16 protein-coding genes are annotated in these 14,497 nt (G+C 30.7%); 11 read left to right on the top strand and 5 right to left on the bottom strand.

All coding sequences use genetic code 11. The features are described 5' to 3' along the window. Nucleotides 1-429 precede the first annotated feature (429 nt). From thrS to rlmF, 6 genes are all read left to right on the top strand, one after another. Nucleotides 430-2,370, top strand: coding sequence for a threonine--tRNA ligase (gene thrS, locus CX675_RS17675; protein WP_130736574.1), 1,941 nt, complete (start codon nt 430-432; stop codon nt 2,368-2,370). Nucleotides 2,371-2,399: 29 nt separating this feature from the next. Continuing rightward, entirely contained in the window at nt 2,400-2,951 is a 552-nt protein-coding gene (gene infC / locus CX675_RS17670; RefSeq protein WP_130736573.1) for a translation initiation factor IF-3, read from the top strand. Between the two features lie 122 nt (nt 2,952-3,073). Further along, the gene (gene rpmI, locus CX675_RS17665; protein ID WP_130736572.1) at nt 3,074-3,271 is read left to right on the top strand and encodes a 50S ribosomal protein L35; all 198 of its coding nucleotides are present in this window, start codon (nt 3,074-3,076) and stop codon (nt 3,269-3,271) included. Between the two features lie 105 nt (nt 3,272-3,376). Then, nucleotides 3,377-3,721, top strand: a complete 345-nt coding sequence (rplT, locus tag CX675_RS17660) for a 50S ribosomal protein L20 (RefSeq protein WP_130736571.1) — start codon at nt 3,377-3,379, stop codon at nt 3,719-3,721. 79 nt (nt 3,722-3,800) lie between these two features. Beyond that, a complete protein-coding gene (locus CX675_RS17655; protein WP_130736570.1) occupies nt 3,801-4,553 on the top strand; it encodes a hypothetical protein in 753 nt (250 codons plus the stop codon). Between the two features lie 19 nt (nt 4,554-4,572). After that, nucleotides 4,573-5,514 (top strand): 23S rRNA (adenine(1618)-N(6))-methyltransferase RlmF, encoded by a 942-nt coding sequence (gene rlmF, locus CX675_RS17650; RefSeq protein ID WP_240723686.1) that lies wholly within the window; start codon nt 4,573-4,575, stop codon nt 5,512-5,514. A 22-nt stretch (nt 5,515-5,536) separates the two neighbouring features. On the opposite strand, the gene CX675_RS17645 is transcribed toward rlmF, so the two are convergent. From CX675_RS17645 to CX675_RS17625, 5 genes are all read right to left on the bottom strand, one after another. Continuing rightward, the gene (locus CX675_RS17645) at nt 5,537-6,733 is read right to left on the bottom strand and encodes an asparagine synthetase B (protein WP_370277862.1); all 1,197 of its coding nucleotides are present in this window, start codon (nt 6,731-6,733) and stop codon (nt 5,537-5,539) included. 165 nt (nt 6,734-6,898) lie between these two features. Then, nucleotides 6,899-7,582 (bottom strand): response regulator transcription factor, encoded by a 684-nt coding sequence (locus CX675_RS17640; RefSeq protein WP_130736568.1) that lies wholly within the window; start codon nt 7,580-7,582, stop codon nt 6,899-6,901. Between the two features lie 35 nt (nt 7,583-7,617). Then, nucleotides 7,618-8,406: a sensor histidine kinase gene (locus CX675_RS17635; RefSeq protein ID WP_130736567.1), complete on the bottom strand. Its 789-nt coding sequence runs from the start codon at nt 8,404-8,406 to the stop codon at nt 7,618-7,620. Next, nucleotides 8,396-8,731 (bottom strand): hypothetical protein, encoded by a 336-nt coding sequence (locus CX675_RS20220; protein ID WP_240723685.1) that lies wholly within the window; start codon nt 8,729-8,731, stop codon nt 8,396-8,398. Before CX675_RS20220 ends, CX675_RS17635 begins: the two co-directional genes overlap by 11 nt. A 311-nt stretch (nt 8,732-9,042) precedes the next feature. After that, nucleotides 9,043-9,393, bottom strand: coding sequence for a hypothetical protein (locus tag CX675_RS17625; protein ID WP_130736565.1), 351 nt, complete (start codon nt 9,391-9,393; stop codon nt 9,043-9,045). A 217-nt stretch (nt 9,394-9,610) separates the two neighbouring features. Between CX675_RS17625 and CX675_RS17620 the strand changes: the two genes are divergently transcribed. The 5 genes from CX675_RS17620 to CX675_RS19915 form a co-directional block, all read left to right on the top strand. Further along, entirely contained in the window at nt 9,611-10,168 is a 558-nt protein-coding gene (locus CX675_RS17620; RefSeq protein ID WP_130736564.1) for a phage tail protein, read from the top strand. A 34-nt stretch (nt 10,169-10,202) separates the two neighbouring features. Beyond that, nucleotides 10,203-10,757 carry a phage tail protein gene (locus tag CX675_RS17615; RefSeq protein WP_130736563.1) on the top strand — a complete coding sequence of 185 codons (555 nt, stop codon included), beginning with the start codon at nt 10,203-10,205 and terminating at the stop codon, nt 10,755-10,757. A gap of 66 nt (nt 10,758-10,823) precedes the next feature. Continuing rightward, nucleotides 10,824-11,972, top strand: a complete 1,149-nt coding sequence (locus tag CX675_RS17610) for an ABC transporter substrate-binding protein (RefSeq protein ID WP_130736562.1) — start codon at nt 10,824-10,826, stop codon at nt 11,970-11,972. A gap of 1 nt (nt 11,973) precedes the next feature. Continuing rightward, nucleotides 11,974-12,909, top strand: coding sequence for a methionyl-tRNA formyltransferase (locus CX675_RS17605; protein WP_240723684.1), 936 nt, complete (start codon nt 11,974-11,976; stop codon nt 12,907-12,909). Between the two features lie 40 nt (nt 12,910-12,949). Beyond that, a partial coding sequence (locus CX675_RS19915) for a SprB repeat-containing protein (protein WP_205728648.1) occupies nt 12,950-14,497 on the top strand: 1,548 nt, incomplete at its 3' end.

The raw sequence follows: 14,497 nt of genomic DNA, 5'->3' as shown, positions 1-14,497 counted from the left end.
CTGTATTGCGGGTGCAAAAGTAGTATCTTTTTATTATAATCCTAACCTTTTCTTAACTATTTTTTTATCTTTTTTTCTTAACCCTGATTTCAAGCAACTTACAAATCAAAAAAAATATAACTTTTCTGTCTCAAAGGAAAAATATAGCCTCTTTTAGTAAATTCTATTCTTTAATACTATTATACTATATATATAAGGTAAAAAAAGAAAAACAACTTTTAAAGTACAAAACCACTCTAATAGCCCCGATTGTAGTGACATCCTTTTTATTTTTTAACCCTAAAAATAAAAAGATAAAACGAAAAGCGGGACAAAAATTCTTAATCGCATATTTTATCTGCTACTAAAAATTTAAGAAAATAGTATACCTATATATATTGTGTTTGTTTTTCTATTGTATTATATTTGCACCTCATTAAATTTTAACAAATGATAAAGATTACTTTACCGGATGGTTCGGTTAAGGAGTTTGCAAACGGTACAACTCCTATGGATGTCGCTTTGAGCATAAGCGAAGGTTTAGCAAGAAATGTAATTTCAGCTGCTTTTAATGGTACAACCGTTGAAACCTCTACTCCACTGACCACCGATGGTTCTCTTATATTATACACTTGGAATAACGAAGAAGGGAAAAAAGCATTTTGGCATTCTACTTCACACGTTATGGCTCAAGCGCTTGAAGAATTATATCCTGGTATAAAACTAACTATAGGTCCTGCAATTGACAATGGTTTTTATTATGATGTTGATTTTGGAGATAAAAAGATTTCAGATGCTGATTTTAAGAAAATAGAAGATCGTGTTTTAGAAATTTCAAGAGAAAAACATGAATTCAAAATGCGTTCGGTTTCCAAAGCAGAAGCATTAGCTATGTATAAGGACAATGAATTTAAGACCGAATTAATTGAGAATTTAGAAGATGGCACCATTACATTTTGTGATCATGCTACTTTCACTGATTTATGTAGAGGAGGTCATATTCCAAATACTGGAATTATTAAAGCTATGAAAATTCTTTCTGTAGCAGGTGCCTATTGGAGAGGGAATGAAAAAAACAAGCAATTAACACGGGTGTATGGTATTTCATTTCCTAAGCAAAAGGATTTGACTGAATATCTTCAATTATTAGAAGAAGCTAAAAAAAGGGATCACCGAAAATTAGGAAAAGAATTAGAATTATTTCATTTTTCACAAAGAGTAGGACAAGGCTTGCCTTTGTGGTTGCCTAAAGGAGCAGCTTTACGTGATCGTTTAGAGCAATTTTTGAAAAAAGCTCAGAAAAAAGCGGGTTATGAACAAGTAGTTACTCCTCATATTGGACAAAAAGAATTATATGTTACTTCTGGTCACTATGCAAAATATGGAGCGGATAGTTTCCAACCAATTCATACACCTGCAGAAGGTGAAGAGTTTTTATTAAAACCAATGAATTGTCCTCATCATTGTGAAATTTACAACGCGCGTCCGTGGTCTTATAAAGATTTACCAAAACGTTATGCTGAATTTGGAACGGTTTATAGATATGAACAAAGTGGTGAATTACACGGTTTAACACGCGTGAGAGGTTTTACACAGGATGATGCTCATATTTTTTGTACACCAGATCAATTAGATGCGGAGTTTAAAAATGTGATTGATTTAGTTCTTTATGTTTTTGGATCATTAGGATTTGAGAATTTCACTGCTCAAGTCTCAGTGAGAGATTTAGACAATCCAGATAAATATATAGGAAGTGTTGAAAATTGGGAAAAAGCAGAAAATGCTATTATTAGTGCTGCAAGAGATAAAGGTTTGAATTATGTAATCGAACCTGGTGAAGCTGCCTTTTATGGTCCAAAATTAGACTTTATGGTTAAAGACGCCTTGGGTAGAAGTTGGCAATTAGGAACTATACAAGTAGATTATAATTTACCGGAACGTTTTGAATTAACCTATAAAGGTAGTGATAATGAATTACACCGTCCTATAATGATTCATAGAGCGCCTTTTGGTAGCATGGAACGTTTTATCGCAATTTTATTAGAGCATACAGCAGGAAATTTCCCTCTTTGGTTAATGCCTGAGCAAGCTATTATACTGTCTTTGAGTGAGAAATATGAAAAATATGCAGAAAAAGTTTTAAATTTGCTAGAAAATCACGAAATTCGCGCCCTGTTAGACAATAGAAATGAAACTATTGGTAAAAAAATTCGCGAAGCAGAAACACAAAAATACCCATTTATGCTGATTGTTGGTGAAGAAGAAGCTAAAAATGGTACTATTTCTGTAAGGAGACACGGTGATGACGGAAAATCTAATCAAACAATGACTGTTGAGGCTTTTGCTGAGATAGTTCAAGAAGAAATAAATAAGACATTAAAACAATTCTAAGTTTAACTTAAATTTTTAAAGCCATAGCAATTAGAAACAACAGAGGTAATAATCCTCGCGAAGAAAAAAAAGCAACACATCGAATTAACAATTTAATTCGTGTTCCTGAAGTACGTTTAGTAGGTGAAAACATTGAGCCAGGTATTTACAAAATTAGTGAAGCATTGCGTCTTGCAGAAGAGCAAGAAGTGGATTTAGTAGAAATATCTCCTAATGCAGAACCACCAGTTTGTAAATTGATGGATTATGGTAAATTTCTTTATGAGCAGAAAAAACGTGAAAAAATGCTGAAAGCAAAATCTTCACAAGTTGTTATTAAAGAAATACGTTTTGGTCCTCAGACCGACGAACATGATTATGAGTTCAAAAAGAAAAACGCCATTAAGTTTTTACAAGATGGAGCAAAATTAAAAGCATTTGTATTCTTTAAAGGACGTTCTATTATTTATAAAGAACAAGGACAAATTCTTTTATTACGTTTGGCTCAAGAACTTGAAGAATATGGTAAAGTAGAACAATTACCAGTTTTAGAAGGAAAACGTATGATTATGTATTTAGCTTCTAAAAAGAAGACAAAATAAAAAATTAAAATCTTGTTCAAATAGTGTAACCTAATTATTTGATAAGTTTTGATAAAAAACAAGTGCTCTATTAAAATGAGCATAAAAAGATATAAGTAAGACAAATTAAATACAGGAAGAAAATGCCTAAAATGAAAACAAAATCTAGTGCTAAGAAACGTTTCAAAGTTACTGGTTCTGGAAAAATTAAAAGAAAGCATGCTTTTAAGAGTCACATTTTGACTAAAAAATCTAAAAAGCGTAAATTAGCTTTAACTCATTCTACTTTGGTTCACAAAACAGATGAGAAGAGTATTAAACAACAATTGAATATTATTTAATTTGTTGTTTAGGTTTAAATAAATTAATAACCCTGGAGTGGGCGAATTGAAATTACAATTCAAAAGCGTTTAAAAACCGCCTTACTACAAAAAACATTTAAAATTATGCCAAGAGCAAAAAACAGAGTAGCTAGTAGAGCTAGAAGAAAAAGAATATTAAAACAAGCCAAAGGATTCTTTGGAAGACGTAAAAACGTTTGGACAGTAGCGAAAAACGCGGTAGAAAAAGCAATGGTTTATGCTTACCGTGACAGAAAGCAAAAAAAGAGAAACTTCCGTGCATTATGGATTATGCGTATCAATGCTGGTGCTAGATTACACGGAATGAGTTATTCTCAATTTATGGGTAAAATCAAAGCTAACAACATTGAATTGAACCGTAAAGTTCTTGCAGATTTAGCTATGAATCACCAAGAAGCTTTCGCAGCTATCGTTAAAAAAATTAAATAATACGTCAAACCAGTTTATCTTACTTATATAGAAATCCCAATCATTAGATTGGGATTTTTATTTATATTTGAATTAAAAAATGAAAAAAATACTATTCTTACTATTTTTTCTATTTACTATAATAAGTTGTAAAAAAGAAAAAACAGAAACTATTGAAGAAGAAACCGAAATTGAAATTGTAAAAGATAGCCTGAAAGAAGTTGAAATTACAATCTTAGATACTATAAAAACAAAAATACCGCAACAATTATTAGCTTCTATTGAAAAAGACCATCAAGGAAAACAATACAAAATTATCAATTTCAATCTTGGTTTTATAGATTACAATGAAACTGAAGATGCTGTAATTATTATACAAGAGAAAGATAAATCATCAGGAATATCAGAAAGTATTTTAGTATATCAAAACACTAAAGATAGTTATTTATTAATGGCACAAAACAGGTCAATCATAACACAAGAATATTTTTTTACTGATGAGCACACAAATAGTTCCAAAGAAATTGAAATAAAAGAGCATCACATTAAAGTGAGTATGTTTTGTTATGGTCCATGCGGAAATACCTTTTTAGATTTTAAATTTGAAAATGATGCTATTCGTTTATCTAATTTTTCTACTTATGATGTGGGTGCTGGTGCAGAAATAGAAAGCGAATACGACATTGAAAAAAATCTTGTAAAAATTGCCATGACCAATACAATGACTGATGAAATGGAAGTAATTGAAGAAGAGTTTACCTTTACATATAGTAAAGGAATTCGATTTATTGATTTAAATACAAAAGACCTCTTTAAAGAATTAGGCAACTTAGAATCCAAAATTATTATATAGACAAATTAATTTTTCCAAATTGGAAACAAAAAAACAATTACATACAAGAAACAAACATAATTCTGGTTATTCTTTCCTAGAATTAATAACTGTAAACCCAATATTAAAGAACTATGTTTTTATAAATAAATATGGTAACGAAACCATTGATTTTTCTATACCAGAAGCAGTAAAAGCTTTAAATAAAAGTTTATTATTAGCCTATTATAATATTACTTTTTGGGATATTCCAAAAACTAATCTTTGTCCGCCAATTCCAAGCAGAGCAGATTATATTCACTATATTGCTGATTTATTAGCAGAATCCAGCAAAAATGAAATTCCAAGAGGGAGAAGCATAAAAGGCTTAGATATAGGTGTAGGAGCCAATTGTATTTATCCTATTATAGGCAATAGCGAATATGGCTGGCAATTTGTAGGAACAGAAACCGATGTGCCTTCTTTAAAATCATGTGTGCAAATTGTTGAAAAAAATGCTACATTACAAAAAAATGTAACTTTAAGAATTCAATCCAACAAGAGAACTGTTTTTAAAAATTGTATACTCGAAAACGATCGATTTGATTTTGTTATTTGCAATCCTCCATTTCATAACTCTAGAGAAGAAGCAACAAAAGGCACACAAAGAAAGTTAAAAAATTTAGGTAAAGCCAAAGAAGGCAAGCCTATTCTTAATTTTAGTGGCCAAAATAATGAATTATGGACAGAAGGTGGAGAACTCGCTTTTATCACCAATATGATTTATGAAAGTGTTCATTTTAAAAAACAATGTTTATGGTTTAGCTCTTTGGTATCCAAAAAAGAAAATTTAAAACCGTTTTACAATCATCTAAAAAAAGTAAATGCTGTTGAAGTTAAAACGGTAGAAATGCAACAAGGAAATAAAACCAGTAGATTTATTGCATGGACATTCTTAAATGAACAACAAAGAGAAAATTGGGCTGTTATTCATTGGGAATAAAATTGCAAGAAAATAATATAATTTATGTTTTTTGTTTTTTCTTTCTAGCAGCAGGAAATAAAACATTGTTTAAAATTAAACGATAACCCGGAGAATTGGGATGTAAATCTAGTACGGTAGGCGCATCACCTACATGATGTTGATAATCTTCTGGATCATGACCTCCATAAAAAGTAAACATTCCTTTTCCTTTAGTACCATGAATATATCGTGCTTCACCATTAATTTTACATTCTCCCAAAGTAAGCACATTGGCTTTCACTGTTTTAGATTCAAAAGCTGTGGTTTGCCCCATAAATCCTTTTACTAATTGTGTATGATTTTGACATAACATGGTTGGAATTGGGTCCCATTTTGCTGAGAAGTCCATCAAAGTAAAATAATCTTTTTCAAAGGGTACCCGTTTTGATGTTCCTCTATCCTTAGAGGTATCAATATCAGAAAATTCGTAAATGGTGGGTTGTCTTTCAAGTATAAAATCTTTAAAAGCAAAAGTACTATTATAGTCTATTTTAGCTTGATAATTTGGGGAACTAGCATCACCATCAAACATGGTTTCGCAAATATCAACTCCTTCTGCTGAAAGAGCAATATCAAAAGATTCTGTTGCCGAACACATCGCAAACATAAATCCACCTCCTATAACATAATCTCTTATCTTGATGGCAACTGCTAATTTTTCTTCTGATACTTTGTTATAACCTAATTTCTTGGCTAAATTTTCGGCATCCTTTTTTTGTTCAATATACCAAGGTGCATTTCGATACATTCCAAAAAACTTCCCATATTGCCCGGTAAAATCTTCATGATGTAAGTGTAACCAATCGTATAAGACTAATTGATCGCTTAATACTTCTTCGTCATAAATTTCGGTATATGGAATCTCTGCGTAAGTAAGAACCATCGTTACAGCATCATCCCAAGGTTGTTTTCCTTTAGGCGTATACACTGCAATTTTGGGTGCTTTTTCTAAAACTACCGTTTCCATATTCTGAGAAGGACTACTAATTTCTTCTAGAATTGAATTGGCAGTAGCATCAGATAATACTTCAAAAGTGACTCCACGTATTTGACATTCTTTCCTAATAGAATTATCGTCTGGCAATAGAAAAGAACCTCCTCTATAATTAAGCAACCAGCTTACTTTGTAATTTTTATCTAGAGCCCAATAGGTAATTCCATAGGCTTTGAGATGATTTTGTTGTCCATTGGCTTCCATTGGCAACAGAATAAAAGAAGCTTTTGCAGAAAAAGAGAATAAAAAAAGGACTATGTAAAGATATTTTTTCAATGCAATAACAGTTTTTTCAAAGATAAGAAATTGTATTACAAAGAATCTAAAAAGTATCACAAATAGCTATTATTTTAGTTAAATAAAAGACTATTATATTTTATTTGTAATGTTTTTTATAGTAACAATTTTATTTTGAATAGCATAAACAACTAATCCTGCTATATTTTTAGATTCTGTTTTTAGCAACAAATTATTTCTATGTCCATCCACAGTTCTTGGGCTAATGAATAGTTTTTCCGCAATTTCATTAGTACTTAATTGTTCACAAATGAGTTCTAATATTTCTTTTTCTCTGGTAGTTAAATATTCTTCATCGAAACTACTTTTTGTTTTTTTACTTCCAAAAATTAATCCTTCATGAATAATATTCATAATTAAATCATTGTAATAAAATCCTTTAGAAGCTACTTCATTTATTGTAAAAACCATCTCTTTGGGTGAGGCATTTTTAACTAAGTAGGAAGAAGCTCCTTCTTGAATCATATTGATGATAAATGGTTTGGTATCATAACTTGTTAAAGCTATAATTCGTATTTCCGGGAATTTTTTATGAACTTTTTTGGTTGCTTCTACACCATTTAGCATAGGCATTTTTAAATCCATTAAAATAATATCAGGTAAATTGTCTTGATTTTCGTTTAAATAATTGACCAATTCTTCACCATTAGAAGCTTCATAAATAATTTCGATATTGCTTTCTCTCTCAAGCATAAAAAGAATTCCTTTTCTAAAAAGAAGTTCGTCATCTGCTAAAATAATTTTTATAGTGCTCATTGTAGATCGATTTTAATCAAAATATTTTGATTTAATTAAAAACTTAAAGTTACTTGTACTCCTTGGTTAACTGCACTATCAAATTTAAATTTACCATCTAAAAATTCTACTCTACTTTCTATATTTTTCATTCCTAATCCTTTTTTAGCATTTTCTTTTTTCATATCAAAACCTACTCCATTGTCTTTATATTTTAATAATCGTTTTTTTTTCTTCTTTTCCAAATAAATATCAATTTTTGTTGCTTTCCCATGTTTTATAGAATTATTAACTAGTTCTTGAATAATTCTAAAAAGATGCAAATGTTTTTTCTTGTCAATTTCATCAAAAATATCCTGTTTTAAAGGATTAAGATAATTAACGATTAATTCTTCTCCATTAGAATAATTATTACAAAGTTCTTCAATTGCGACATGAATTCCAAATTCCTCAAAAATGGGTGGTAATAAATCGTGCGAAATTCTTCTGGTGCTTTCTAGTACTTTTGCCGAAACATCAACAATATTAGATGTTATATTTTTAATTTCTTGCTCAGAAAGATTAGGAACGGTTAAGAAGTGACTGTTTAATGAAATAATATTTATTTTAGAACTTATGTCGTCATGTAAGTCTCTTGCAATTCTTTTTCTTTCTTTCTCTTGAGTAAGTATAGCCGCGTTGAGCATTTCTTTTTGATATTTAATCTCTAAATCCTTCTTTTCAATTTCCTTCTGAATAATTTTTTTTCTAGAATAATAGATAAAAACCAATAAGGAAACTGTCAATAAAATGAAAGCGATAAAGGTATAAACTATAGCTGAAACTAATTCTCTATCATTTATCATAATCTAATTTTTCTTTATTTAAAAAAATCTCTTTCCACTCTAATAAGATAAAAACCTGATATACTATATACAATACAGAGTTCAAAATCCAAATTATTTTGCTTGGCGCTAAATCTAATCGAGTAATTAAATTTCCAGAGATAAATAATACGGTACTACCAAACAAATATAATAGTATTCCAGTGTTTAAATAATAATATTTCTTTTTTTCATTTAAAATATTATAAAAATGAAACATGGAAAAAATGATGATTAAGAAGGAAGTGACAAAAATTTCAAATAGATTAAATTTATGTAATAATTCCTCATTTAAATAGTATTGCAAACCTAATAAAGTTAAGCAAAATGGGACAGCAATTTTAATTACTTTTCTTTGGAAGGGATTTTTGATAATTTCTAAATAAAAAAAACTTAATAAGATAAATTGAAGAATAAAATAAAAATGAGAAAGGTATAAATTATTTTTATGTATACTTTTTAAATAACTAGTAAAAAACTGTATAACAATCATTACCAGTAAATAAAAAGTAAATATATAAAAGGATCTGGGCATTTTTTTATTTAATTTAATAGCAAATAAAATAAAGTTAATACCCAGTAAAAAATATCCTATATATATAATAATTTCAAACAAAATTATTTGCTTATAAATGGTTCTTTTTGATTACATGTATTTGGACATGGTTCTGAAAAATCATAAATATAATATCCATTTTCATAATCAATCATGTCGTTTTTGTTGTTATCTACTCCTACAACCATCATATGGGGTTCTAAAGAACCATCATTTAATTTCTCAAGACCTAAATATCCTCTAATGTGATATGTTTTATCGTCTTTTATAATTCCTTCAACATCTGCTGCTGGAATTAAAAAAGCTTTCAATGCATTCTTTGAAAGATAGTTAGCGCCTTCTTTGTTCCATCTATTGGCCCAATCTTGTGCAGTTTCTAAAGGAATAACATCCTTTGGTAAGTCATTTGCCATAATAAAAAAATTAAGTTATTTTGTTTAAAGACAAATTTAGTTTAAAAATTTAGAAAATATTACCCGAATAGAAAAACAGGTATTTTTACGGGTATCTATTTTTTATGAATGACTTAATTTAGCAAAGTGTTAAGAAAATGAATTTTTGTAAGTATTAACCTATTCATTTTTTGATTACTTTAGTAGAAATATTATTAACTATTAAATTTTTACAATTATGTCAACAGAACCTTTTATTGGAGAAATCAAGATTTTTGGTTTTAATTTTGCTCCACAAAGTTATCAATTATGCATGGGTCAAATTATGTCTATCGCTCAAAACACTGCATTATTTTCATTATTAGGAACAACATATGGTGGTAATGGTCAGACCACTTTTGCCTTACCTGATTTAAGAGGTAGAATGCCAATTGGTCAAGGCCAAGGACCAGGATTACCTAGTTACACTATGGGGCAACTGTCTGGAACAACCAATGTAACTCTTTTAACATCAAATATTCCTCAACACGTGCATACCTTAAATGCTATGCAGGTAAAAGTTCAAGCATACAATGGTTTAGGAGAGGAACAATCTCCAATTGGAAACTATCCTGCCATATCAAGCGCTGATAATTACAGCAGTGCAGGTCCTTCTGCGAATACATTTATGGGAGGTACTCAAGTAAGTGGAACGACAGACATAACAGGAAGTAGTTTACCATTTAACATTATGAATCCATATTTAACAATTAATTACTCAATAGCTATCTATGGAATCTTCCCAAGTAGGAATTAAATAAATTTTAGTTTAACTTTTAAAATATATTATTATGTCTACAGAACCTTTCATAGGAGAAATTAAGATTTTTGGCTTTAATTTTGCTCCTAAAGGATACATGCTTTGTGCAGGTCAAATCCTTTCAATCGCTCAATATTCTGCACTATTTTCATTAATTGGCACTACCTATGGAGGTAATGGACAAACTACTTTTGCAATTCCAGATTTACAAGGAAGAATGCCTATTGGACAAGGACAAGGTCCTGGACTACCAGATTACTCTATGGGAGAAGTTGGAGGTAGAACAACAGTAACTCTTACATCTGCTAATCTTCCAGCACATATTCACACTTTAATTAGTGCACATGTTAAAATTCAAGCAAGCAGTAATTTAGGAGACGAACAATCCCCTAATGGAAACTATCCTGCAGTAAGTAATGTAGATTCTTACAGCAGTGTTGCTTCTCCAAACGTATTCATGGGAGGCACTCAAATAACAGGATCTACAGATCCTACAGGTTCTAGTATTCCATTTAATTCCATGAATCCTTATTTGACCATTAATTATTCCATGGCAATTTTTGGAATTTTCCCAAGTAGAAATTAACTTAGATATCATTTTAAAAAATAAAGGAAACATTCTTTAATGTTTCCTTTATAAATAGTATAAAAAATGCAAAAAATTGGAGTTCTTTTACCAAGATCTACTTATTATGAAACCATAAATTTTGATATTTATCAAGGTCTTAAATTTGGTTTAGAAAATTTAAAAAACAAAGAGTATAAAATCATAATAGAAAATATCGGATTTGGAGCCGAGAAACAACAATGTTACCGAGCTGCTGAAAAACTATTATTAGAAGAAGATGTTAGTATTGTTGTAGCTTATATTGGTCATAGAACAGCAGAATTATTAAGACCACTATTTTTGGCTGCAAATAAAATGTTACTTGTATTAGATGCAGGTGCTAATTTACCAAACGAATGGCCTTCTTGTCCAAATATTATTTATCATTCTCTACACAATGCATTAGGAGCAAGGCTTGCTGCTCAAAAAGCGGTAAATGATGGATTTAATGAAGGAGCTTTAATAACAGGTTATTATGATGGAGGTTATTTACATACCTATAGCATTAGTAAAAGTTTTGAAGATTTTAATGGCAAAATTGTTTTTAACCATGCAACAGGTTATAAAATAGAAGATTTTAGTATGGAACCTTTACAATCTCATCTAAATACCTATCCTAATACAGCCCTTTTATCTCTTTTTAGTGGTGATTTTGTACAATGGTATTTTAAAGAAATTGAGAAACACTTTAAAAACCATAATGTTCCTATCTATTTAAGTCCTTTTGGTATGGAAGAATCAATGCTCGAACAAGCTGTTTTCCCAAGTAATAATGTGAAAGGAATTATTTCTTGGTCAAAAAAAATAAATAATCCAGAAAATAGAATTTTTATTGAAACCTTGGAAAATTCTGGAAAAAAACCAAATATATTTTCACTAATAAGTTGGGAAAGTGCTTCAATAATTGACAAAATACTTGATTTATTAGATCTTCATAAAAATAACTTAATTGATGTTTGCTCTGGATTAGCAGAATTTAAATTTAATAGTCCAAGAGGTATAGTTACATTCGAAGCTAAAACAAATACGACTTTAAGTCCTCTATTTGAAGCAAAACTTATTGAAAAAAATGGCTTTTGTGAAATCGAAATAGAGAAGAGTATCCCTCATTATAAAGAAGAATTTGAAAAACTAGCTTCTTTTGAATTAGAAAATATAAATTCAGCATGGTATAACAGCTATACTTGTATTTAAAATGGAAAATAATTTAAAAATATTGTTGCTCTGTGGTGGCAGATTTGCTTTCAAAGCCTTACAACTATTGGCTTTTGAAAAATTTTTATATGCAGTTGCTATTGGTAAAGGTTCAAATACAATTACAGATGCATTAGAAAATGAGTGTGCAAATAACCAGATAAAATTCAATCATTTTTCTAATAAAACTAAAATGAAAGAAATGAAAGATTGGATTAATGAAATTAAACCAGACTATATTTTCTCCATTTCTTTTCCTTTTTTAATTCCAGAAGATGTTTTAGCTTATGGAACAGAAAAATTTATTAATTTTCATCCAGGACCATTACCACAATACAGAGGCGTTATGCCTATTTTTGAAGTTCTGAAAAACCAAGAAAAACAAACCGCTATCTGTGCTCATTTTATGAATTCTAGTTTTGATGAAGGAAATATTATCTTTAACGATCCTATTCATATCAATGAAACTGAAACTTATGGTAGTTTAACTGTAAAATTAAGTAATAGAATAGCGCAAGTAGCTCTTAACATGGCTAATATGTTGCAATATGCTAATTCAATTCCTAGCATTAAACAAAATGAAGAATTGGCATATTATTACGAAAAACCTACTCTATCTGACACCTATATTAATTGGAAAAGAATGGATGCAGATGAAATTGTAGCTTTAATACATGCTTGTAATCCTTGGAATGGAGGAGCAGACACCACTTTTTTAGGACAACCTGCTAAAATAATAGATGGCAGAATAATTAATAAACCCCACCAAAATATATTTCCAGGCACAATTGTAGCTATTGTTGACCAAAGTGAAATTCATATTACCACCGCAGATAATCAACATATAAGTGTTACAATAATACAAACTCAAGAAGGCATACAAACTGTAAAACAATTACATACAAAATTGAATTTGATGAATTTAGCATTTAATTAAATAGTATATTTGTATAAAAATTAACACAAAAAAGACGAATATGAAACAAAAAATTACTTTATTTTTATTTATCATTTCCTTCTTTTCATTAAAAGGAAATGCGCAAACCCAGTTTTGGAGCGATACGTTCGAAGATGTTAGTGCTCCAAGTAGCGGAGTAAGAACACCAGAAAACAATAGTGGTTTGGCACCTGCTCCTTATACAGCTTACTTTAAACGCACCGATGGTTCAGATATAGACTTAACTTTTGTCTCTGACGGTGCATATTCTGGGTATCAAGGCTCATATTTTTGGGCAGGAGAAGACCATGATGCCGTATATGGTAGTGGAAATGAAGAACAGCAAATTGACTTTACTGGAATAAATATCTCTGGAAAAACAAATTTAACTTTCAAAGGCTTATTTGCTGCGTCTTCTTCAGGTAATCAATGGGAAAATGCCAATGTTGGAGCATTCTCACATACCGATTATATAATTGTTGAGTATTCTATTGATGCTGCGCCATATGTTAGATTAATAGCTTTTTTTGCAGATGGTGTATCAACTAAACAACTTCGTGAAGATACAACTGGTAATGATATTGGAGATGGTGTATTATTAACGAAAATTTTTAATGAATTTGATAAATCAATTCCAGCAACTGGTACAACTTTAAGCCTTAGATTGAGAGTTTTTTCAAATAATTCAAACAATGAAGAATGGGCTATAGACAATTTCCGTTTATTTGAAGGCGTTAGCTGTATTGAACCTTCAGTACCTACATTAACTGCATCTTCAAACATAGTTTGTGAGGGTGCTGCTGCAACTTTGAACATTACGGGTGATTTAAATGATGCTACTGAATGGAGAGTTTACACAGGTTCTTGTGGAGGTTCATTAATTGGAACAACAAATGGAACAACGTTTATTGTTAACCCAACTGGATCGGGAACAACATATTACATTAGAGGTGAAGGTGGTTGTACAACTCCTGGAACTTGTGGATCCATAACTATTAATGTAAATCCTACACTAACTGCTTCTATATCTTCGCAAACCAATGTAGCGTGTAATGGAGGAACAAATGGTGCTGCTACTGTAACGCCAACTGGAGGAACTGGTCCTTTTAACTATTCATGGTCTCCTTCCGGAATTACTTCAGCTACAGCAACTGGTTTAGCAGCTGGAACATATAATGTAATGGTTACTGACGCTAATAACTGTAGTGCCTCAACTTCTGTAACTATAACAGAGCCTACAACTTTAGCACTTACCGCTTCTTCCCAAACCGATGTATCATGTAACGGTGGTTCAAATGGTGCAGCAGCTGTAAACGTGGCTACTGGTGGTGCAGGTGGATATACTTATAATTGGACTCCAGGTAACCCTACTGGCGATGGAACGCCTTCGGTAACTGGTTTATCAGCAGGAACTTGGACTTGTACAGTAACGGATGCTAACAGTTGTACGACTTCCGTAAACTTTACCATTACACAACCAACAGCTTTAGCTCTTACTGCTTCTTCTCAAACCGATGTGGCTTGTAATGGCGGTTCAAACGGTGCGGCAACTGTAAACGTGGCAACTGGTGGTGCAGGTGGATATACC

It is taken from the genome of Flavobacterium sp. J27 (assembly GCF_004303025.1).
In the GTDB taxonomy this organism is placed as follows: Bacteria; Bacteroidota; Bacteroidia; order Flavobacteriales; family Flavobacteriaceae; genus Flavobacterium.
The sequence above is the reverse complement of the archived record's forward strand: the minus strand, read 5'-3'. Positions and strand labels throughout refer to the sequence as shown.